Raw genomic sequence first — 21641 nt, 5'->3', positions numbered from 1 at the left:
CCGCCCGGTGGCCCTGGCCGGACACCACGCCCGTCCGGCCGTTTCACCGCCCTAGGAACCGTCATCGGCTTCGCTCTAGACTGCAGCGTCCCAGCCGCCGGAGCGCCGCATGACCGACCGCCTGACCCGCCGCACCACCCTGAAGGCGGGTGTCGCCGCCGCCGCGATCGGCCTGGCCCCCGCCGCGCTGCGGGCCGCGGCGCCGAAGCTGAAGCTGCGGATCCTGGAGACGACCGACCTGCACGTCGCCGTCTTCCCCTACGACTACTACCGCGACAAGGGCGACGACACGATGGGCCTGGCCCGCACCGCCGCGGTGCTGGCCGCCGCCCGGGCCGAGGCCGGCAACGTGCTGCTGTTCGACAACGGCGACGTGATCCAGGGCAACCCGATGGGCGACTACATGGCCTATCAGCGCGGCCTGGACGGCGGCGCGGTGCACCCGATCGTCAAGGCCATGAACCTGCTGGCCTATGACTGCGGCACCATGGGCAATCACGAGTTCAACTACGGGCTCGATTACCTGGGCCGCGCGATGATGCAGGGGGCGAACTTCCCCCTGGTCTGCGCCAACCTGCTGAAGACCGACGGCAGCCCCTATCTGCCGCCCTTCAAGGTGCTGGAGCGCAATCTGAAGGACGACAGCGGCGCCGCGGTGCCGGTGAAGATCGGCGTCATCGGCTTCGTGCCGCCGCAGATCATGCAGTGGGACCAGGGCCATCTCGAAGGCCATGTCACCACCACCGACATCGTCGACGCCGCGAAGCGGTACGTGCCGGAGCTGCGCCAGGCCGGGGCCGAGCTGGTGGTGGCGCTGTGCCACTCCGGCATCGCCGGCGGCAAGCGCGAGGGCGGCGAGGAGAACGCGGCCCTGTTCCTGGCCGAGGTGCCGGGCATCGACGTGATCCTGACCGGCCACCAGCACCGGGTCTTCCCCGGCCCCGACTTCGCCGGCATCGACGGCGTCGACGCCGAGCGCGGGACGCTGCACGGCATCCCGGCGGTGATGGCCGGGTTCTGGGGCAGCCATCTCGGCATCATCGACCTGGAGCTCGAGCGCGACGGCACCACCTGGAAGGTCGCGGCCTTCAAGTCCGAGGCGCGGCCGATCTACGAGCGCCGCGACCGCAAGGTGACGCCGCTGGTCGACTCGCGGCCGGAGATCCTCGCGGCGGCGCAGCCGGAGCACGACGCCACCCTGGCCTATGTGCGCCAGCCGGTGGGCGAGATCTCCGCCCCGATCACCAGCTACTTCGCCCTGGTGGCGGACGACCCGTCGGTGCAGATCGTCAGCCAGGCCCAGCTCTGGTATGTCGCGCCGCTCTTGGCCGGCACCCCGGCCGCGGGGCAGCCGCTCTTGTCCGCCGCCGCGCCGTTCAAGGCCGGCGGCCGCGGCGGGCCGGACTACTACACCAGCGTCCCGGCCGGGCCGATCGCGATCAAGAACGTCGCCGACCTGTACCTCTATCCGAACACGGTGCGGGCGGTGCGCGTCTCCGGCGCCATCGTGCGGGAATGGCTGGAGCGCTCCGCCGGCATCTTCAACCGGATCGACCCGGCGAAGACCGAGGAGCAGCCGCTGATCGATCCCGGCTTCCCCTCCTACAATTTCGACGTGATCGACGGCGTGACCTACCGCATCGACCTGACCAAGCCCTCGCGCTACGACGGCGACGGCAAGCTGGTGGCGCCGGACGCGCACCGTATCGTCGACCTCCAGTTTCAGGGCAAGCCGATCGACGAGAAGCAGGACTTCGTCGTCGTCACCAACAATTACCGCGCCGGGGGCGGCGGCAGCTTCCCCGGCCTCGACGGCAAGAACATCGTGCTCGAGGCGCCGGACACCAACCGCGACGTTCTGGTGCGCTTCATCCACGAGCAGGGCCGGATCAATCCGACCGCCGACGGCAACTGGAGCTTCGCGCCGCTGCCGAAGACCGTCGTCGTCACCTTCCCCGGCGCCCCGGCCGCCGCCCAGGCGGTGCCGCCCGGCCTGACCATCGAGCCCGCCGGCGACGCCGGCGACGGCTTCGCCAAGTACCGGCTGGTGTTCGGCTCGTAGGTTGGGTTCGCTTGGCGAACCCAACACCGGCCTGGGCTGCGTAAATGTTGGGTTCGCGATCGCGAACCCAACCTACGCGACTGGTGTTCGCGGGTTAGCCGGCTTCAGGGCCGAAGTCGATCCAGGATCTGCCGCCTGTGGTCGGCGCCGCCGAAGAAGGCGGCCAGGATCCTGACTTCGGACCCTGGCTCGTCGATCTCAAAATAGAAGACGAAACTCTTGTCAGTCACGCTGCGGACGCCGGGCCGGATGCGAGGATGCTCAGTACCCCGATGCGGGTGGGTTTCGAACGTTCGCATGTAGGCGAGTGCAGAGTCGATTCGGATGGCAGCGCGCTCGATCGCGCTGTCCAGGTCGTCTCCGTATTCCTGATAGACCCGAACCAAGTGATCCTCGATGGAGTCGAAGTCGCGCACGACCGCGACCGTAGGGCGAACCCTATAGTGGCGCACGCGCCTTCCTCTTGCGCTGCAGCAGCGCTCGGACTGCTGCTTCGCTCTCATCAAGGTCAATAAAAGGTCCCGCCCGGCGCTGATCAATCAGCGATCGAAGGGCCTGGAGTTCCGCGTCGTGCATCTCGTTGTCGCGCCGCAGCATGTCGAGCCCGCGCTGAAGCACCGCGCTGAGGCTCGGATACTGCCCACTGTCGACGAGAGCACGTGCATAGGCTTCCTGGTCGTCAGTCAGCGAGATTGATGTCTTGACGGTCATGATCGCCTCCTGCCGCATCATACCACCCAGTAGCACCGCCTCCAAGGCAAGCGGTTTATTGCCGGCGTTGCCGGTATGCTTCACTGGTCAAACCGGAAGAGGTTCGCGATGAAGATCGTTTTTGCCGCGACGATCCTGCTGGCCGGCTACCGGATGCCGAAGAGCTGGGCGGAGGCCAGCGAGCGCCATCAGCGTCTGTACACCGATCGCCCGACCCGGCTGCAGTACTGATCTCAATCCGCATGCACCTGCACCGCCGGTGCGCTGCCGCCGCCCTTGGGCTTGCGCAGCAGGAGCAGCAGCGGGATAGCGGCGATCGCCAGCACCATCAAGAGCTTGAAGTCGTCGATATAGGCGATCAGCGAGGCCTGCTGGTTGACCACCTGATCGATCAGGGCGCGGCCGGTTACGGTGCCCGGCGACATCATGTCCGGCAGCTGCTGCACCGCCGGGCTGAAGGCGTTGACATGCTCGCCCAAAAGCTGGTGGTTGATCTGGGTGTTGCGGGTCAGGAGCGCGGTGACGACCGAGATGCCGATCGAGCTGCCGAGGTTGCGCGACACGCTGTAGATGCCGGCGCCCTCGTCGAGAAACAGCCGCGGCAGGGTCGAGAAGGCCATGGTCGAGAGCGGCACGAAGACGAGGCCCAACCCGGCTCCCTGCACCAGCCCGTCGAGCATGAACTCGGTCGAGGAGATGTCGAGGCTGTAGCCGCTCATCCGCCACAGCGAGCCGATGATCATGCCCAGGCCCAGCAGCAGCAGGAGGCGGGTGTCGACCTTCCCGATCAGGCGGCCGACCACCATCATCGCCACCATGGTGCCGATACCGCGAGGGCCCATCACCAGGCCGGCGGTGACCACCGGATAGCCCAGCATGGTCTGCAGGAACGGCGTCGCCAGGGCCATGATCGAGTAGTACAGCGACCCGACGATCGCCATCACCACCATGGCGACCACGAAGTTGCGGTCGGTGAACAGCGCCGGCCGGACGAAGGGCGCGTCGGCCGTCAGCAGATGGACGACGAAGAGGTAGAAGCCGAGCGCCGCCAGCACCAGCTCGATGATGATCTCGAGCGAGTTGAACCAGTCCTGGTCCTGGCCACGGTCGAGCATCATCTGCAGGGCGCCGATGCCGAGGCTGAGGAAGGCGAAGCCGAGCCAGTCGAAACGCTTGGCCGCCTGCTTGCCGGTGTCCGACATGAAGATCATCACGCCGGCCAGCGCCAGGGCGCCGATCGGCACGTTGATGTAGAACACCCAGCGCCAGGAATAATGGTCGGTCAGCCAGCCGCCGAGGACCGGCCCCAGGATCGGCCCGACCATGACGCCGACGCCCCAGATCGCCATGGCCTGGCCGCGCCGCTCCGGCGGGTTGATGTCGATCACCGTGGCCTGGGACAGCGGCACCAGCGGCGCGCCGAACACGCCCTGCAGCAGCCGGAAGCCGACGATCTCGGTGACGTTCTGGGCCAGGCCGCACAGCACCGAGGCAACGACGAAGCCGATCACCGAGATCATGAACAGGTTCTTGCGGCCGATCCGGCTGACCAGGGCGCCGGTGACCGGCGTCATGATCGCCGCGGCGACGATGTAGGAGGTCAGGACCCAGTTGATCTGGTCCTGGTTGGCGCCGAGATTGCCCTGCATGTAGGGCAGCGCGATGTTGGCGATGGTGGTGTCCAGCGCCTGCATGATGGTGGCCAGCATCACGCAGACCGTGATCATCCCGCGATGGGGGATGGTTTCGCCGGGTGCGGCCATCACTGTGCTCCGAGAGCGGTGCCTCCGAGGAACGGCAGGCCGCGGGCATGGCCGGTGTCGATCGCGACCTCGGTGCTCATGCCGGCGCGCAGCTGCGGCTTGCCGGCGGTGTCGACGAGGACGCGGACCGGGATGCGCTGGGTGACCTTGACCCAGTTGCCGCTGGAGTTCTGCGGCGGCAGCAGCGAGAACTCGGCGCCGCTGGCCGGGCTGAGGCTGTCGACCTTGCCGGTCCAGGTCGTCCCCGGATAGGTGTCGACCGTGACCTCGACCGGCTGGCCGACCTGGACGTTGGTCAGGTCGGTCTCGTTCAGGTTGGCGTCGATCCAGACCTTGTCGGTGCGAACCAGCGCCAGCACCGGCGACCCGGCGGTGACATAGGCGCCGGGCAGCACCGCATCGGCCTTGGCGGCGATGCCGGGGAACGGCGCCTTGACCTGGGTGTGGTCGAGGTCGAGCTGCGCCTGGTCGCGCCGCGCCCCGGCCTGGCGGTAGGGCGGGTAGTCGTCCAGCGTCAGGTCCGGATTGCCGCCTAGCTTGGCCAGGGTCATGCCGATCTGCGACTGGGCGACGTCGACACTGCTTTTGGCCATGTCCAGCGCCTGGCGGGCGTCGTCGAGCGCGGATTGCGAGGCGTTGCCGTTCTTCGCCAGCGCGGCGATGCGGTCGTAATCCTTCTGGCGGTAGTCCTGGGTGGTGCGGGCCTGGTCCAGCGTCGCCTGCTGCTCCACCAGATTGGCCTTGATGCCCTGGAAGTCGAAGGCGGCCTGGCGCATGTCGGCCTCCGCCTGCTCCAGCGCGTAGCGCGGCGCCCGGTCGTCGATCCGGAACAGCACCTGGCCGACCTGGACCGGCTGGTTGGTCGACACGTCGACCGAGACCAGCCGGCCCGAGATCTCGGGCGCGATCGACACCGTGTCGGCATGGACATAGGCGTTGTCGGTGCCCGCGTAGCGGCCGCCCATGGCGTAGAGGGCCACGCCCACCACCGCGATCACCAGCGGCACGCCGGCCAGCAGCACCAGGCGCAGGCCGCGCCGGCGCGGCCTGACTGGCGGCGGCACCGGCGCGGGCGTGTTGCCGGCCTGCTGCGGAGAAGGCTTCAGGGTCGTGTCGTTGCTTCCGTCCGGCATCTCAGCACCGCCTGGCGGCATCGGCCGCCGGTTCGTCCGTGTCACAGGTCAGCCTGGTCTTCAGGATCTGCAGGTCGCCGATCAGCCGGGCCATGACCTCGGCCGGCAGCCGGGCGCTGTAATCGTCCTGCCACTGCGCGATCATCGCATCGAGCTGCTGGACGATCGGCCGGGCGGGCGGCAGCAGATGGAGCGCATGGGCGCGCCGGTCGCGCGGGTCGCGCCGGCGCTCGACCCAGCCCCGCTTCTCCATCCGGTCGACCAGGCCGGTGACGGTCATCTTCTCGACGTCGAGCATCTCCGCCAGCCGTGCCTGGGTGATGCCGGGGTTGCGGTCGATGAACAGCAGCACGCGGTATTGCGGCCGGGTCAGGTCCAGCCCGGCCGCGCGCACCCGCTCCTCGAAGCGGCGGCGCAGCAGCTGATCGAGGTCCTTGATCAGGGTGTAGAGGCTGACGAGAGGCTTGGTCTCGCTCATCTATGAAGCGACCTGATTGTAAACTGCCTTACTATATGGTCACTGACCGACTCTCGCAAACGACGGATCCATGGGGGCAACGCAGGGCTGCCGACAGGAATTCGCGCGGCAGCCGGGCCAGGCGCTCAGCTCAGCGCAGCCACACCCGCGCCGTGGCGGTGGCGCCGGTGGCGTCGATCACGGTGATCTGCGCGGCGCCCGGCCCCGGCGGCGCCCAGTCCGCGTCGCGCTTCAGCGGCGAGGACGGGATCGGCCGGCCGTCGACCATCCACAGGAACGGCCGGCGGCCGCCGGTGGCGACCAGCGACAGCGACCCGAAGCGGTCGCCGTCGCGCGGACGCTCCACCGCCGCGCCATCGGCCGGGAAGGCGATCGACAGCGGCTCGATCCCGGCCAGCGAGGGCAGCGGCGCCAGCGTGACCGGGCCGGAGGGCAGCCGCTTCAGCCGCGGCGGCAGGTCCTCCGCCCGCAGCACCGGCGTGCCGGACGGCGCCGGGCCGACCACGTCGCGGGCCGGCGGCGGCAGCAGGGCGAAGGCGCGGAACAGCAGCGGCGCCGCGGTGTTGCGGCCGAAGCGGTCGGGGCTGGGCGACCCGTCCGGCCGGCCGACCCAGACACCGATCGTGTGCTCGGCGTCGAAGCCGATCGCCCAGGCGTCGCGGAAGCCGTAGGAGGTGCCGGTCTTGAAGGCGATGCGGCGGCCGTCGCGCATCAGCCCGGGATCGGCCATGGCCACCGGCGGCGGCGCCGAGGCCAGGATGTCGGTGACGTACCAGGCGGCCGAGGGGTCGAGGATGCGCGGGCCCTCCCCGCCGGAAGGCGGGGCGTCGGCGCGCCAGACCAGGTCGGGCACGGTGCCGCCGCGGGCGATGCCGGCATAGAGGCGGACGAGGTCGAGCAGCGTGGTGCCGCCGCCGCCCAGCGCCACCGCCAGGCTGGGCAGCACCGTCGGGTCGTCGAAGCGCAGCGGCGCGCCGGCCTGGCGCAGCCGGGCGGCGAAGCGGGCCGGGCCGACATGGTCCAGCATCTGCACCGCCGGGATGTTCAGCGACCGCTGCAAGGCCTCGCGCACCGAGACCTCGCCCGAATAGCCGGGGTCGAAATTGGTCGGGGCGTAGTCCCCGAAGCGCATCGGCAGGTCCAGCACCACCGTCTCCGGCAGGATGATCCGGTCCTCGAAGCCCATGCCGTAGATGAAGGGCTTCAGCGCCGAGCCGGGCGAGCGCACGGCGCGGGCGAGGTCCATCTGGCCGTCGCGCCGCTCTTCGAAGAAGGTGCCGGAGCCGAGATAGCCGACCACCCGCCCGGTCGCGTTCTCCACCACCGCCGCCGCCAGGTTGCTGCTGGCGTCGAGGCCGCGCAGCGACCGGTCGGCCAGCTCCTCCAGCCCCGCCTGGAGCCGGCCGTCGATGGTGCTGCGCAGCACCTCCTGGCCGCGATTCTCGGCCAGCAGCCGCTCGGCCAGATGCGGCGCCCGGAACGGCAGCGGCTGCCGGGACGCGGGGGTCGGCTGCTCGGTCGCCTCACGGGCCGCCTCGGGGGCCAGCGCCCCCGCGGCGGCGATGCGCATCAGCACCCGGTCGCGCGCCGCCCGCGCCGCCTTGGGGAAGCGGTCGGGCCGCAGCCGGGTGGGCGATTGCGGCAGCGCCACCAGCAGCGCCGCCTCGCCGGGGGTCAGCAGCTTCGGCTCCTTGCCGAAATAGGCCAGCGAGGCGGCGCGCACGCCTTCGAGATTGCCGCCGAACGGCGCCAGGGTTAGGTAGATGCCGAGGATCTCGTCCTTCGAGTAATGCGCCTCGAGCTGCAGCGCCCGCGCCATCTCGATCAGCTTGGAGCCGAAGGTGCGCGGCCGCGGCTCCAGCAGCCGCACGGCCTGCATGGTCAGGGTCGAGGCGCCGGAGACGACGCCGCCGTGCCGGATCATCTGGCCGAAGGCGCGCGCGGTCGACAGCGGATCGACGCCGAGATGGCGGCGGAAGCGCTTGTCCTCATAGGCCTGCAGCAAGGCGAGGTAGAGCGGCGACACGTCGTCCACCGTCGCCTGCAGCCGCCAGGTGCCGTCGCGGGCGGTGAAGGCGCGCAGCAGCTGCCCGTCCTTGTCGAGGACGATGGCGGAGCGGTCGAGATAGCGATCGAGCGCCGGCGGGTAGCGGGCGTCGAGCCATAGCGCCGCGCCGACGAGCAGCGCGGCGAGGGCGATGCCCGCCCCCGCCGCGATCGCGATCCGCCGCCAGATGCCCCGAGCCGTCGTCATCCCGCCATTCTAGCGCAGCCGGTGGCGGATTGATGGCCGGAGCGAGTGGGAGCGCCGGCATTCCAGACCCGCCCGATCGGCCCGCCGTCCGGTCACTCGGTGTCGGGTTCCTCGGGCTCCACGTAGTCGCTGTCGAAGTCGACGCCGAGGGAGCGGCAGAGGCGGGCGGCGGCCAGGGTCGGCAGCTCGGTATCGATCAGGTCCGCGACATCGGCCATCTGCAGCCGGGCTTCCATCCCGGCCTCAAGGCCGGGAGCCTCACCGGGATCGCGACCCAGGCGCATTCGGCGGAGATGCAGCTGGGCCGAAGCTACCGCCCATATGGAAAGCGCAGGGCTCGCCCTGCCCGGCGGCCATGGACAGCCAAGCGCCTTTTCGCCGAAAAAACAATAATATTGAAGAAAACCCAATATAGACGACTTGAAGAAGCAGTTGACTCATCCATGGCCTGTGATAGGAGTCCTGCGTCCACTATCAATAATGAATACCTTCATATATCCAATCTATCCAATCCGATGTGACTGCTGACATATCGATCCTTGAACGCATTGCGGACCGTTGCAGCCAGTCGAGAGCGCAGGCTGCGCATATGCCCAGCTGGGAGAGAGTGTCGGAGCGTTCCTGCCGATCCCAACGCGATCTCGGCGCCTTCATTTCTCATCGAGACCGCGTCTGACCACCCGGACGCCGAAGCGCGACAGTCCACAACTGTGACCACTGCGCCGCAGATGCGGCGCCGCAAGCATGAGAAGGGGAATGGACCATGGCAGTTGTCAACGGAACTGCGGGCAATGATGGTCTCACCGGCACAAGCGGTGACGACACGCTCAATGGCTTGGGTGGCAATGACTACCTGTACGGTTCCGGCGGAGCCGACGTGCTCAATGGCGGAGATGGCGACGATTTCGTCCGCTATGATTCGTCTCCAACTGCCGTCTCGATCAATGTGGCCACCGGCGCTGCCAGCGGAGGCGACGCCCTCGGAGACACTTGGACCGGCATTGAAGGTTGGACCGGCAGCGCCTTCAACGACACGCTCGTCGGTGATGCTGGCAACAATGCGTTTTATGGCTGGGGCGGCAACGACACCCTCGATGGTGGGAGCGGCGACGACCACCTGCGCGGCAACGCGGGTGCGGACCGTATCACCGGCGGCAATGGGAGCGATTGGGCCTACTATGATCTATCAACCACCGCCGTCTCGATCAATCTTGCCACCGGCGCTGTAAGCGGAGGCGAAGCCGACGGGGACATCCTCGACAGCATCGAGAATCTCTATGGCTCCAATTATGGCGACGATATCCTGATCGGCAACGCGGCTGCGAACCAGCTTATCGGCAGCGATGGAAACGACAGCCTCAGCGGCGGTGACGGCAATGACGACCTTCGCGGCGGCGCGGGCGCCGACGTGCTCGATGGCGGGGCTGGGACGGATCGTGTGAACTATGTGTACTCGGCCGCAGGTGTCGTGGTCGATCTCGCGACCGGCTCGGCCAGCGGCGGCGACGCCCAAGGGGACACCTTCACCAGCATCGAAAATGTGACGGGCAGCAGCCAGGGCGACACCCTGGTCGGCGATGGCGGGGCGAATGTCCTCGATGGCAGTGCTGGCAGTGACTGGCTGATCGGTGGTGCGGGAGCCGACCAGCTCATCGGCGGCGATGGGAACGATATCGCAACCTATGCCGACTCGACGGCTGCGGTGTCGATCAATCTCGCCACCGGCCTGGGCAGCGGCGGCGAGGCCGAAGGGGACACCCTCGTCGGCATCGAGCGGGTCGGCGGCTCCGACCACAACGACACACTGATCGGCGATGCGGCCGCGAATGAGCTCCGCGGCTGGTATGGAGACGACGTCCTCGAAGGCGGCGCAGGCGCGGACACGATCTATGGCGATGTCTTCGACGGCACGAGCCACTCGAACAGCGGCACGGATACGGCGTCCTACAGCGGCTCGTCCTCCGCTGTCGTGGTCGACCTCCTCGCCGGCACGGGAAGTGCGGGCGATGCCGCCGGCGACACCCTGTGGGACATCGAGAACCTCACCGGCTCCAGCCACGACGACCGTCTGACCGGCAATGGCGGCAGCAACACTCTCGTGGGTCTCGGCGGCGCTGATTCCCTGCAAGGCGGCGACGGCGACGATACCCTCCGCGGCGGCGCCGGGGCGGATACCCTCGACGGCGGCGCCGGCACCGATCTCGTCACCTATTTCGACAGCACCAGGGGCGTGACGGTGAACCTCGCTGCCGGCACCGGCGACGGCGGCACCGCCTATGGCGATATCCTGGTCTCGATCGAGACCGTCAACGGCTCCGCCTATGCCGACACCCTGATCGGCAGCGGTGCCGCCAACACCCTCCGCGGCGCCGGCGGCGACGACATCCTCCGCGGCGGCGCCGGGGCGGACACTCTCGACGGCGGCGCCGGCACCGATCTCGTCACCTATTTCGACAGCACCGAGGGCGTGACGGTGAACCTCGCCACCGGCACCGGCAGCGGCGGCACCGCCGCCGGCGACACGCTGATCGCGATCGAATCGGTCAACGGCTCCGTCCACGCCGACACCCTGATCGGCAGCAGCGCCGAAAATGTCCTGAAAGGCTCGGCCGGGCAGGATCTGCTGACCGGCGGGGACGGCGCCGACCGCTTCGTCTTCGCCACCGTCGACGACAGCGCAGCGGGCCGGGCCAATGCCGACCGGATCACCGATTTCAGCCACGCCCAAGGCGACCGGATCGACCTGTCGCAGATCGACGCCGACAGCGGCGGGGCCGGAAACGGCAGCTTCACCTTCATCGGCACCGCGGCCTATACCGGCGTCGCCGGCGAGCTGCGCTACGCCGTCTCCGGTGGCGAAACCGTGATCGGCGGCGACATCGACGGCGACGGTCTTTCCGACTTCAACATCGTGCTGCAGAACGCCGGCAGGCTGCAGGCCGCCGACTTCGTGTTGTAGCCAGGAGCCGCCACGGCGGCTGGTATATCCACCGTGCCTCGAAACGTCCGCTCAGGAGACGAGGCGGTCGCCCGAGGGTTCAACCGAGCAACATCAGCAAAGAGCCGATCCGGACCATAAGGGGGCGCGACAAGACTGCCGCGCCCCCTGTTCGCTCGGATCCCCGCCAGGACGGCGGCCTCAGCCGCTCTCCGCGCCATCGGCATCGGCGAAACGCTCCAGGTCCTCATCGACTATCCGGCGTCGCCGGGCTGTACCCCGCCTTATGCTCCCGTCTGGATCGCCGAGATGGTGCGTCGCCGGGAGGCGTCGGCCTCACCGGGCGCGGCCGTGGAATAGCCCGCGGAGGGCCGGACGCCGTGCCCACGCGAATCCGCTGGATTCCGGCCCCGAGGTCGCGTTCTCTCTCATCCAGAGATGCTGCAGCGGAGGTTCAGGGGCTCTCGACCGGCAGGCTGATATGCCTGGGCCGGCGGCGTCGGTCAGCCGGCGCTTACAGCACCTCACCCCATTCCGACCTCATGCCGATCCGTGACGCGTCACGGGGCGCGAATCTGTGTGGAGATCATTCGAGATGGCGAATTTCACTGGAACTGCGGGCGCCGATTATTATCCCGGCACGGCCGACGCCGACGCCGTCAGCGGCCTGGGCGGCAACGATGTGCTCGAAGGGGCCGGCGGCAACGACACGGTCAATGGCGACGACGGGGACGACCTCGTCACCGGCGCTGCCGGAGACGATATCCTCCACGGCGGGGCGGACCAGGACACCGTCGGCGGCGGGGACGGCAGCGACACCCTATACGGCGACGACGGCAACGACACCCTCGTCGGCGCCGCCGGGGCCGACGTGATCAATGGCGGAAACGGCAACGATTTCGTCGATTATTTCAGCTCGCCGGCGGCCGTGACCGTGGATCTCGAATCCGGCGCTGCCGGGCTCGGCGGCGATGCCGCCGGGGACACGTATTCGGGCATCGAGTACCTGAACGGCAGCAATTTCGGCGACACTCTGCGGGGCGATGCGGGCAACAATCAGCTCTGGGGCTGGGACGGCGACGACGTCCTGTCGGCCGCCGGGGGCGACGACCTGGTCAATGCCGGCGCGGGCGCGGACCTGCTCCGCGGCGACGACGGCAATGACGCGCTCAACGGTGGGGATGGCGATGACCGGCTCGCCGGCGGCGCCGGAGCCGACGCGCTCAGCGGCTGGGTCGGCATCGACACCGCCGATTACAGCGGCTCCTCCGCGGGTGTAACGGTCAATCTCGCGGCCGGCACCGGCGCCGGCGGCGATGCCGAAGGCGATACGTTGCGGGAGATCGAGAATCTCACCGGCTCCGCCTCCGCAGACCGCCTCACCGGCAGCGCGGACGCCAATGTGCTCGATGGCGGCGCCGGTGACGACATGCTCCGCGGCGGCGCGGGCGCGGACCGGATGATCGGCGGCGACGGCAACGACATCATCGAGGCCGGGGCCGGGACCGACGCCATCGTCGGCGGGGCCGGCATCGACACCGCGAACTACAGCGGTTCCGCCGGGGCGGTGACCGTCCACCTCCAGGCCGGCATCGCCCTCGGCGGCGATGCCGAGGGCGACACGCTGACCGGGATCGAGCAGGTGATCGGGTCGGGCTTCAACGACGTCCTGTCGGGCGATGCCGGCAACAACACCCTCTGGGGCGGCGCCGGAAACGACCAGCTCTCCGGCGGCAATGGCGCCGACGTGCTGAAGGGCGGGGCCGGCAACGACAGCTTCGTCTACACCGGCGTCGGCGAGAGCACCGTGGCCGCGTCGGGCAAGGACACGATCACGGACTTCGCCGCCGGCGACCGGATCGACCTGTCGGCGATCGACGCCGACGGCAACGACGCCAACGGCGACACCGCCTTCGGCTTCGGCGCCGGCGGCTTCACCGGCACGGCGGGCGAGCTGCGGGTGGTGGCTTTCGGCGACGGCCGCCAGGGCGTCTATCTCGACGTCGACGGCGACAGGATCCAGGATTCGATCATCACGGTCTATGCCGACCATGCCCTCACGGCAGCGGATTTCGTGCTGTGATGGCCGGGAGCTCGGGCGCCCTATGGCTCCGAGCCCCCTCACGGCGCGCTCTTCGGCAAAGGGTGAAAGCGGAAGTCCGAGCGCAGTAGCTAGGCCGAAAACGAACTCTGTCAGTAGATGTCCCCGAAATTCCATCCCGTCAACATGAGAAGGTACTCTCCGACATCTCGTGCCGGGCCGCTTTGAGGACTCAAGCGTTCGATAAAGTGATAGCCAGACTTGTCGGCCGCCTCAAAAGCCCACGTGGACCCATCCATCTGAAGCACGCACTCTTCTGTAGCAGAGAGTTCGAATATTCGACTCTGATTAATCAGTATTTGAAGTTTCCTGGCCTCGTCTACACTCAGACTCCTTGCCATCCGGCGATCGATATTCCTCGAGTCATCGGATATCTGCTTCGCGATCAGGCGTGGCGCAGCAGAACCTGTAGAATCCACTCTGATAATGATCAATGGGTCGAAGCTCCGGCGCCAGGTAAATCTGAGCGTACTGGAGTCGGTAGGCCGAGATTCCTTGGAAATCAGATATAGAGATGGCTCTTTCGCTAATCCAAACAATATTGAATACGAACTATTATTAAATTCGTTGATCAATGCAACTTTCTTCGGAGTCCCGGTATAATTGCACGTGATTGATGGTTCCCGGAGTGAAGGTGCGAAATAGGAGACACCAGGCGAGGGTGGCTGATCAACAGCCGGCATCGATGGAGATGAGTGTCTATCGACCATTGTGCAAGCTGAAAGCAGCGCCGCGCCGACGGTTATCAGGACGGATCTGATGGTCAATGCCCCCTCCCAGGAAACAAACTGATTACGAATTAGGCGATGACAATTATTATATTTTCGCTGTCAGTTTCGATGGAGATACTCTCACCTATTCGGCGGTTCGGTCGTTAGGAATGCGAGATCTCCATTTAGCTCACTCGCAGAACTCTGATCGGTCGCAATCGGCCTGACAATCGCAGATACACCGAGGTAGCTCCGGACGGCGGCCTAGGGTCAACCCCGCGAAATGCCGGGACGGCGGCCTCGGCCGTTCTCCTACCTCTCCGGGATCACCAGCGGGCCGCAATTGTCGTCGGCGACGAAGACGGCAAGGATCCGGGCCGGCTCGGTGGCGCTGGCGTTCTCGGCGAAGAGATGCAGCGCGCCCGGCGGCTCGAACCAGGTGGTGCCGGGGCCGAAGGTCCTGGGCGGCTCGCCGGCCAACTGGGAGCGCACCGCGCCTGCGATCACGAAGGCGGTGACCGAGCCGGGATGGCGGTGCGCCGGGGTGTAGGCGCCGGGCGGGAAGTCGACCGTGGCGGTGGTGATCGACTTGCCGGGCACGTTCGGCAGCGCCTCGCAGGACAGCGGCCTGACCACCGTCGCCGGCCGGGCGCCTGGCACCGCGCCGGCCTGGGCGTGGACATGGGCCGGCATCGCCGGAGCCGTGGCGGGACCGCCGGCCGGCCGGGCGCCCCACACAGCCGCGAGCGCGACCAGGGCCGCGCCGCCGGCCACCAGGAGCATCAGCCGCATCGGCTGCGGGCCGGGATGCAGGGCGGACATGGTCCCGTCCCTCTCAGTCGGGCAGCCGGAACCCGGCGTCCCAGCCGAGCTCGCGCACCGCCTTTTCGACCAGGGCCGGGCCGCCCGGCTCGGCGACGTTGAAGATGCCGCGCCGGCCGCGGTCGACCGCCAGCAGCGCCGCCCGCGCCGCGGCGTCGACATGCACCGCGCCCGGTCCCGGCGGCGCATCGGCGCCGGTGCCCGGGCCGTAGAACGGGCCGTAGCGCAGCACGATGCCCTCGAGCGGCGGGGTGTGCAGCACCTGCGTCTCCAGCGCCATCACGCCGTCGATGCTGACCCGCCGCGGGTTGTCGGGCGACCGGTCGAGCGGCTGGTCCTCGGCATAGGGCGGCGTGCCCGGCGCATAGACCCAGGCGATGCTCTGGGCGATCAGCCGGCGGGCGCCGGCCTCCCGCGCCGCGGCGACCAGGTTGCGCGTGCCCTCGCTGCGGATGCGGGCGTTGCGCGGCGCGGCCTCCGCCATCCGCGCGGGGTCGAGGCCGGGCGGCAGGTCGGTCAGCTGGTGGATCACCACCTGCGGCCGCGCCGCCGTCACGGCGCGGTAGAGGGCCCGGGCGTCGAACACGTCGACCACCACCGGCTCGGCGCCCAGCCGGCGCAGCGCCTCGGCCTTGGCCGGGTCGCGGGTGGTGCCGGAGACCTCGTGCCCGGCGTCGCGCAGCAGCGGCACCAGGCGGCGGCCGACGGCGCCCGAAGCACCGGCGAGAAAGATCCTGAACGGCATGACGACGAACTCGAAGTGGCTCTTTCGGGGAAAAACGATAATATCAGAGCGCGAACAACATATAAGAGTTCTGATACTATGGTCAAGCGCGGCGACGGGCCGGCGATTCCGCGCCCCGGCGAGGGCAAGCGGGGCGAGGCGGGGTATTTCGGCTATCTGCTGCGCCAGGCCAGCGGCACCTACCGGCTGCGGATGGAGCGCGCCCTGGCCGACCTGGAGGTGACGCCGCCGCAATTCACGATCCTGACCATGGTCGCGGCCTATCCCGGCCTGTCCGGCGCCGACCTGGCGCGGCTGACCCTGCTGACGCCGCAGACGGTCAGCCTCATCGTCGCCAATCTGGAGCGCGCCGGGTCGGTGGCGCGGCGGCCGCACCCGATGCATGGCCGCATCCAGACCCTGGAGATCACCGAAAGCGGCAAGGCCCTGCTGGCCCGGTGCCGCGAGCGCGTGCAGGTGCTGGAGCGGCAGCTCGCGGCCGGGCTGTCGCCGGAGGAGGAGGCCGTGATCCGGCGCTGGCTCGCCGCCGTGGCGGCAGAGGGCGGCGAGGCCTAGCCCGACTGCCGGGTCAGCCGGGCGCGGAGATAGCCGACCGCCATCACCAGCAGCAGGATGCCGCCCCAGATGGCGAGGGTCAGGTGGGTGCTGAAGCCCAGCAGGTTGAAGCCGCTGGAGATGGCCTGGAGGATGACCAGCGCCAGCACCAGCCCGCCGACCTTGCCGAAGCCGCCGAACGGGTCGGTGCCGCCCAGCACCGCGGCCAGGATGGTGACCAGCAGGTAGCTCTCGCCGTAGCTGGCATTGGCCGAGTTGAACCGCGCCATCAGCACCAGCCCGGCGACGCCGCAGAGCAGGCCGGACAGGGTGTAGGTCCAGAGCAGCATCCGCCGGGTGTCGACGCCGGAGAAGCGCGTCGCCTGCTCGTTCGAGCCGATCAGGTACAGGTTGACGCCGAAGGGCGTGCGGTTCAGCAGGATCGCCACCGGCAGGGCGCAGGCGGCGAAGACGAAGAGCGGCATCGGCACCGGCCCGACCATGCCGTTGCCGAGGAACAGGATGCCGTCGGGGAAGCCGCCGATGACGTTGCCGCGGGTGAAGCCGATGGCCAGCCCCTTGAACAGGATCATGGTGCCGAGCGTCGCCAGGATCGGCGACACGCCGACATAGGCGATGATCACGCCGTTGAGCGCGCCGCACAGGGACGCCAGCGCCAGCCCGGCCAGGATCGCCAGCAGGATGGTGCCGCCCCCGGCCTCCGCCCCGCCGCCCTGGACCATGATCCAGCCCATCAGCAGCGCCGCGCAGTTGGCGGTGGAGATCACCGACAGGTTCAGCCCGCCGCAGACCAGCGTGATCATCATCGCCAGCGCCAGCACGCCGAGCTCCGGCAGCTGGAAGGCGATCGACTGCAGGTTGGCGGCGGACAGGAAGCGGTCGCCGACCAGCAGCGAGAACACCAGGACGACCGCGACCAGCAGCAGCGCCAGCCCGGCCAGCACCGGGTCGAGGCGAAGCCCCGGTCGGCTGGAGGTCTCAGACGCCGTTGAATTAGAGGGGGCCACGGCTCTTCCTCCGGGTCTTCATGCGGTCGCTGGAGGCGGTGATGCAGACGCTGACCAGGATCACCAGGCCGGTGCAGACCTGGGTCCAGTAGGAGGACACGCCGACCATGATCAGCCCGTTCTGCAGCACGGCCAGGAGCGCGATGCCCAGCACCGTGCCCAGCACGGTGCCGACGCCGCCGAGCAGGCTGGCGCCGCCCAGCACCACGGCGGCCAGCACGTCGAGCTCGCGCCCGACCAGCACGTTCGGCGCCACCTGCTGCTGCAGCTGGGCGTGGATGATGGCGGCGACCCCGGCCATGACGCCGAGATAGCCGAACACGAACATGTGCAGCCGGCCCATGCCGAAGCCCAGGCGCTTCGCCGCCTCCGGATTGCCGCCCATGGCGTAGATCTGCCGGCCGATCGCGGTCTGGTTCAGCAGCGCCCAGGTCGTCAGCAGCGCCGCGACCAGCGCCAGCATCTGGATGGTGATGCGCAGGGTGCTGCCGTCCGGTAGCGGCAGCTGCACCAGCACGCCCTTGAAGAAGAAGGTCGGCAGGTTGAAGATCTGCCTGCCGCGCGAGAAGAACATCAGCAGGCCGAAGAACAGGTTCATCGTCGCGATGGTGACGATGATCGACGACGCCCTGAAGCGGTAGACGATGGCGGCATTGACCAGCCCCAGCGCCAGGCCCACGGCCATCGCCACGGCGAAGACGAGGGCCCAGTCCAGCACCGGCACGCCGGTCCCGGCCCGGCCGAGGAGGTTGAGCGCGAACAGCGCCGCCACATATTGCGACACCATGGTGGTGGCGGCGAAGGAGATGTCGATGTTGCCGGAGATCAGCACCACCAGCAGCCCGGCCGCCAGCACGCCGGTGACGGCGTAGGAGTTGGCGAGGTTCGAGAGGTTGCCGAGCGTCAGGAAGTTCGGCGTGGCCAAGCCGAGCCCGATCACCGCCACGGCGATCACCACCACCAGGTAGAATTCGGTCCGCCGCAGCAGGCGGCCGAGCAGCGGCGGCCGGTCCGCCGGCGCCAGGGTGACAGTGCTAGCCATTGACCCTCTGCCTCAGCTCCGCCTCCGACGTCTGGTGCGGCCGATACTCGCCGGTGATCCGCCCCTGCCGCATCACCAGGATGCGGTGGCAGTGATACAGCACCTCGGGGATCTCGTCGGAGATCATGACCACGGCCATGCCCTCGGCGGCCAAGCGCTTCACCACCTCGTAGATCCCGTCCTTGTTGGCGATGTCGACGCCGACCGTCGGGCTGTCCAGGATCAGCACCTTCGGCTTCGTCGCGATCCATTTCGCCAGCACCACGCGCTGCTGGTTGCCGCCGGACAAGGTGCGCACCGGGTTCTCCGGGTCCGACACCTTGATGTTCAGCGACCGGATGGCGCCCTGCACCTGGTCGTTGGCGGCGCGGCGCCGGATCAGGCCGAGGGCCGAGGTCAGCCGGCCGAGGATGGTGACGGTGGCGTTGCGCGCGATCGACTGCGGCAGGACCAGGCCGAGCGTCAGCCGGTCCTCCGACACATAGGCGATGCCCCGGCGGATCGCCTGGCGCGGCGACCCGATCCGCACCGGCTTGCCCTCGACCCGCACCTCGCCGGCATCGGCCGGGTTCATGCCGAACAGCGACAGCGCCATCTCGGTGCGGCCGGAGCCGAGCAGCCCGGTGATGCCCAGGATCTCGCCGCGATGCACGGTGAAGCCGATATCGGCGAACTCGCCGGCCTTGCTGAGCCCCTTGACCTCCAGCACCGGCTCGGCCCGCGTGGCGCCGGGGCCAGATTCGTCAAAGTCGGGCACGTCGTAGTGGAACTCCTTGCCGGTCATCAGGAAGGCCATGCGCCCGGCGTCCATCTGCGCCGCCGGCCAAGTGCCGACCTTGCGGCCGTCGCGCATCACCGTGACCCGGTCGGCGATCTCCATCACCTCGTCCAGCCGGTGGCTGACGAACAGGGTGGAGATGCCGTGCGCCTTGAGGTCCAGCACCAGGCGCAGCAGGGCGTCGACCTCGGTCCGGGTCAGCGACGCCGTCGGCTCGTCCATGATCACCAGCCTGGCGTCGGCGGCCAGCGCCCGGCAGATCGCCACCAGCTGGCGGCTGGCGATGTCGAGCGACCCGACCAGCGCCTCGGGGTCCAGCCGGACGCCGATCCGCGCCATCGCGGCCTGCGCCGACTCCTTGATCGCGGCCCAGCGCACCGGGGTGAAGCTGCGGCCGACATGGTGGCCGATGCCGATGTTCTCGGCCACGGTCAGGTTCGGGAACAGCGACAGGTCCTGGTAGATCACCTGGATGCCGCGGCGCACCGATTCGACCGGGGTCAGGTGCGCCGTGGCCTCGCCGCCGATGGCGATGCGGCCGCCCGGCTCCGGCGCCAGCACACCGGCGATGATCTTGATCAGCGTGCTCTTGCCGCAGCCGTTCTCGCCGACCAGGCAATGCACCTCGCCGGCGGCAAGATCGAAATCGACCTCGCGCAGGGCATGCACGCCGCCGAAGCGCTTGCCGATGCCCTGGAGGTCGAGGAACAGATCCGTCATGCGGGGCGACCGAATCCAATCAGAGGAGGCCTTTTGCGTTGCCTCTCCCGCGGGGCGGGAGAGGCAACACGAACCAGCGTCACTCGTTCATCCCACAGCCTCACAGGCCGGCGTCGACCAGCTTGTCCACCGTGTCCTTGTTGATGTGCAGGATCAGGTTGGCGCGGATGTTGTGCGTCGCCGGGTCGACCGCGACCTTGCCGACGCCCGGGATCTCCATGCCGTCGGTGATCTCCTTCTTGTCCAGCACCAGCCGGGTCACCGCCATCATGGCGTAGCCGGCGTCGATCGGGTTCCACAGGAAGCATTCCTGCACCACGTCGTCGGCGATCAGCGCCCGGCCCGGGCTGGGCAGGCAGGTGCCGGTGACGAAGACCTTGCCCTGCATGCCGCGCTCGCGCACCGCGTTGCCGGCGCCGATCGGGCCGTTCGAGCCGAAGCCGATGATTCCCTTCAGGTTCGGATAGGCGGTGATCGCGTCCATCGAGACCTTGTAGGCGCTGTCGACCTCGTCGGCGCCCGGGAAGCGGTCGGTGACCAGCTTCATCTTCGGGTACTTCGCCTTCTGATAGGCGATCGCCGCGTCGGCCCACTGGTTGTGCAGGGGCGTGGTCAGCGTGCCGACCATGACGATGTACTCGCCCTCGCCGCCCATCGACTGGGCCAGCCGCTCCATCTGGACCTCGCCGAACTCCTTCGAATCGATCAGCTCGATGTTCCAGGTCTTGGTCTTCTGCTCGGGCGCCTCATGGGTGATGATCGGGATGCCCGCGGCGGCGGCGCGCTGCAGCACCGGCTCCATCACGTTGATGTCGAGCGGGATTAGCCCGATGGCGTCGACCTTGCGGGCGATCAGGTCCTCGACCAGCTTCACCTGCTGCGCCGGGTCGACCGTGTTGGGGCCGACCATCGAGGCGTCGAGGCCGAACTCCCCGCCGCCCTTCTGGATGCCCTGCTCGACGGCGTTGAACCAGGGGATGCCGGCGATCTTCACCACCGTCACCACCTCGGGCTTGTCCTGGGCCACGGCCGGGCCCGCGAGCAGCGCGGCAGCCAGCGGCAGGGCATATCTCAAGAGCTTCTTGGTCACGTTGCGGCCTCCCATCGACCTGTTTTGATCCGGCGGGGTCGCCGGGATTTAGATCGGACAAATGTTCGAGGTGAATTACATTTGAAGTCAAGGGGGCGACGCAGCCACCGAAGGGTGCAGCTGCGGCCGGTAGCCGGCGGCGAGGACGGCGGCGCTGGGCAGCGGCGTCAGCAGCCCGACCCGGCCGGAGGGCCGCGCCCGGCCGTCGCCATAGCCCGACGGCGACCAGCGGCGCAGCCCGTTGCCCAGCACCAGCCAGGCGCCGCCCGGATCGTCGGGCAGCGCCACCATCGCCCCGTCCGGCAGGTCCGCCGCCGGATGGGACACCGTGCGCTGCCGGCGGGTGGCGGGGTCGATGCGGGCGGCCTGCAGCACCCGGTCCATCGCCTCGGCCCGCGGCGGATCGGCCAGGCCATGGGCCTGCACCCAGGCCGCGCGCCAGGCGTTGTAGGCCTCGCGCCGGCATTCGGCGCAGGGCCGGTGGCCGGCGGCGATCGCCACCGCCTCGTCCAGGAAGAACAGATGGGTCCAGCGGCCCGGCTGCATCACCGGCCGCCAGCGGCCCTTGAACGCCAGCCGGCAGCAGATCCAGCGGGTCGTCGACCAGGGCCGGCGGATGCGGCCTTCGGCATCGTGGATCACGCCGCGATTGCCCAGCATGGTGCCGCGGGCGGGGTCGGCGACGATCTCGCCGAAAGGCGTGACGCGGTTGCGATGGGCCATGCGGCATCA

At 68.9% G+C, this 21641-nt stretch carries 19 protein-coding genes; 5 read left to right on the top strand and 14 right to left on the bottom strand.

The features are described 5' to 3' along the window. Positions 1-109: 109 nt before the first annotated feature. The gene (locus ACFW16_RS16505) at positions 110-2062 is read left to right on the top strand and encodes a bifunctional 2',3'-cyclic-nucleotide 2'-phosphodiesterase/3'-nucleotidase (protein WP_380306849.1); all 1953 of its coding nucleotides are present in this window, start codon (positions 110-112) and stop codon (positions 2060-2062) included. A gap of 104 nt (positions 2063-2166) precedes the next feature. On the opposite strand, the gene ACFW16_RS16500 is transcribed toward ACFW16_RS16505, so the two are convergent. Both ACFW16_RS16500 and ACFW16_RS16495 read right to left on the bottom strand, forming a co-directional pair. After that, complete coding sequence (locus ACFW16_RS16500) at positions 2167-2478, bottom strand: type II toxin-antitoxin system RelE/ParE family toxin (RefSeq protein WP_380306847.1); 312 nt, start codon at positions 2476-2478, stop codon at positions 2167-2169. Between the two features lie 22 nt (positions 2479-2500). Beyond that, a complete protein-coding gene (locus tag ACFW16_RS16495; RefSeq protein WP_380306845.1) occupies positions 2501-2773 on the bottom strand; it encodes a type II toxin-antitoxin system ParD family antitoxin in 273 nt (90 codons plus the stop codon). A 108-nt stretch (positions 2774-2881) separates the two neighbouring features. On the opposite strand from ACFW16_RS16495, the gene ACFW16_RS16490 reads away from it, so the two are divergent. Further along, complete coding sequence (locus tag ACFW16_RS16490) at positions 2882-3004, top strand: hypothetical protein (protein WP_380306843.1); 123 nt, start codon at positions 2882-2884, stop codon at positions 3002-3004. 2 nt (positions 3005-3006) lie between these two features. Here the strand turns inward: ACFW16_RS16490 and ACFW16_RS16485 are convergent, their stop codons facing one another. From ACFW16_RS16485 to ACFW16_RS16465, 5 genes are all read right to left on the bottom strand, one after another. Next, entirely contained in the window at positions 3007-4536 is a 1530-nt protein-coding gene (locus ACFW16_RS16485) for a DHA2 family efflux MFS transporter permease subunit (protein ID WP_380306841.1), read from the bottom strand. Continuing rightward, complete coding sequence (locus tag ACFW16_RS16480; RefSeq protein ID WP_380306839.1) at positions 4536-5669, bottom strand: HlyD family secretion protein; 1134 nt, start codon at positions 5667-5669, stop codon at positions 4536-4538. The genes ACFW16_RS16485 and ACFW16_RS16480 overlap by 1 nt, the downstream gene beginning before the upstream one ends. Position 5670: 1 nt before the next feature. Then, entirely contained in the window at positions 5671-6147 is a 477-nt protein-coding gene (locus tag ACFW16_RS16475; RefSeq protein WP_380306838.1) for a MarR family winged helix-turn-helix transcriptional regulator, read from the bottom strand. 130 nt (positions 6148-6277) lie between these two features. Beyond that, a complete protein-coding gene (gene pbpC, locus ACFW16_RS16470; RefSeq protein WP_380306836.1) occupies positions 6278-8401 on the bottom strand; it encodes a penicillin-binding protein 1C in 2124 nt (707 codons plus the stop codon). Positions 8402-8493: 92 nt separating this feature from the next. Further along, positions 8494-8637, bottom strand: a complete 144-nt coding sequence (locus ACFW16_RS16465) for a hypothetical protein (RefSeq protein ID WP_380306834.1) — start codon at positions 8635-8637, stop codon at positions 8494-8496. Positions 8638-9164: 527 nt separating this feature from the next. Between ACFW16_RS16465 and ACFW16_RS16460 the strand changes: the two genes are divergently transcribed. Together ACFW16_RS16460 and ACFW16_RS16455 are read left to right on the top strand one after the other, a co-directional pair. Continuing rightward, on the top strand, positions 9165-11360 hold the full coding sequence (locus tag ACFW16_RS16460; protein ID WP_380306832.1) for a beta strand repeat-containing protein: 2196 nt from the start codon (positions 9165-9167) through the stop codon (positions 11358-11360). Positions 11361-11934: 574 nt separating this feature from the next. Next, on the top strand, positions 11935-13422 hold the full coding sequence (locus ACFW16_RS16455) for a calcium-binding protein (protein WP_380306830.1): 1488 nt from the start codon (positions 11935-11937) through the stop codon (positions 13420-13422). A 1040-nt stretch (positions 13423-14462) separates the two neighbouring features. Here ACFW16_RS16455 and ACFW16_RS16450 read toward each other — a convergent pair. Both ACFW16_RS16450 and ACFW16_RS16445 read right to left on the bottom strand, forming a co-directional pair. Then, the gene (locus ACFW16_RS16450; protein WP_380306828.1) at positions 14463-14972 is read right to left on the bottom strand and encodes a cupin domain-containing protein; all 510 of its coding nucleotides are present in this window, start codon (positions 14970-14972) and stop codon (positions 14463-14465) included. 13 nt (positions 14973-14985) lie between these two features. Next, entirely contained in the window at positions 14986-15717 is a 732-nt protein-coding gene (locus ACFW16_RS16445; protein WP_380306826.1) for an NAD-dependent epimerase/dehydratase family protein, read from the bottom strand. A 78-nt stretch (positions 15718-15795) separates the two neighbouring features. On the opposite strand from ACFW16_RS16445, the gene ACFW16_RS16440 reads away from it, so the two are divergent. Beyond that, positions 15796-16272 carry a MarR family winged helix-turn-helix transcriptional regulator gene (locus ACFW16_RS16440; RefSeq protein ID WP_380306824.1) on the top strand — a complete coding sequence of 159 codons (477 nt, stop codon included), beginning with the start codon at positions 15796-15798 and terminating at the stop codon, positions 16270-16272. On the opposite strand, the gene ACFW16_RS16435 is transcribed toward ACFW16_RS16440, so the two are convergent. From ACFW16_RS16435 to ACFW16_RS16415, 5 genes are all read right to left on the bottom strand, one after another. Then, positions 16269-17279 carry an ABC transporter permease gene (locus ACFW16_RS16435; protein WP_380306822.1) on the bottom strand — a complete coding sequence of 337 codons (1011 nt, stop codon included), beginning with the start codon at positions 17277-17279 and terminating at the stop codon, positions 16269-16271. The genes ACFW16_RS16440 and ACFW16_RS16435 overlap by 4 nt on opposite strands. Next, a complete protein-coding gene (locus tag ACFW16_RS16430; RefSeq protein ID WP_380306820.1) occupies positions 17266-18321 on the bottom strand; it encodes an ABC transporter permease in 1056 nt (351 codons plus the stop codon). Before ACFW16_RS16430 ends, ACFW16_RS16435 begins: the two co-directional genes overlap by 14 nt. Then, positions 18314-19819 (bottom strand): sugar ABC transporter ATP-binding protein, encoded by a 1506-nt coding sequence (locus ACFW16_RS16425; RefSeq protein ID WP_380306818.1) that lies wholly within the window; start codon positions 19817-19819, stop codon positions 18314-18316. The genes ACFW16_RS16430 and ACFW16_RS16425 overlap by 8 nt, the downstream gene beginning before the upstream one ends. Positions 19820-19919: 100 nt before the next feature. After that, positions 19920-20909 carry a substrate-binding domain-containing protein gene (locus ACFW16_RS16420; protein ID WP_380306816.1) on the bottom strand — a complete coding sequence of 330 codons (990 nt, stop codon included), beginning with the start codon at positions 20907-20909 and terminating at the stop codon, positions 19920-19922. An 87-nt stretch (positions 20910-20996) separates the two neighbouring features. After that, a complete protein-coding gene (locus ACFW16_RS16415) occupies positions 20997-21632 on the bottom strand; it encodes a hypothetical protein (protein ID WP_380306814.1) in 636 nt (211 codons plus the stop codon). Positions 21633-21641: the final 9 nt, after the last annotated feature.

The organism is Inquilinus sp. NPDC058860 (genome assembly GCF_042743185.1).
Lineage (GTDB): Bacteria > Pseudomonadota > Alphaproteobacteria > DSM-16000 > Inquilinaceae > Inquilinus.
This window is presented reverse-complemented; position numbering and strand designations above follow the sequence as displayed.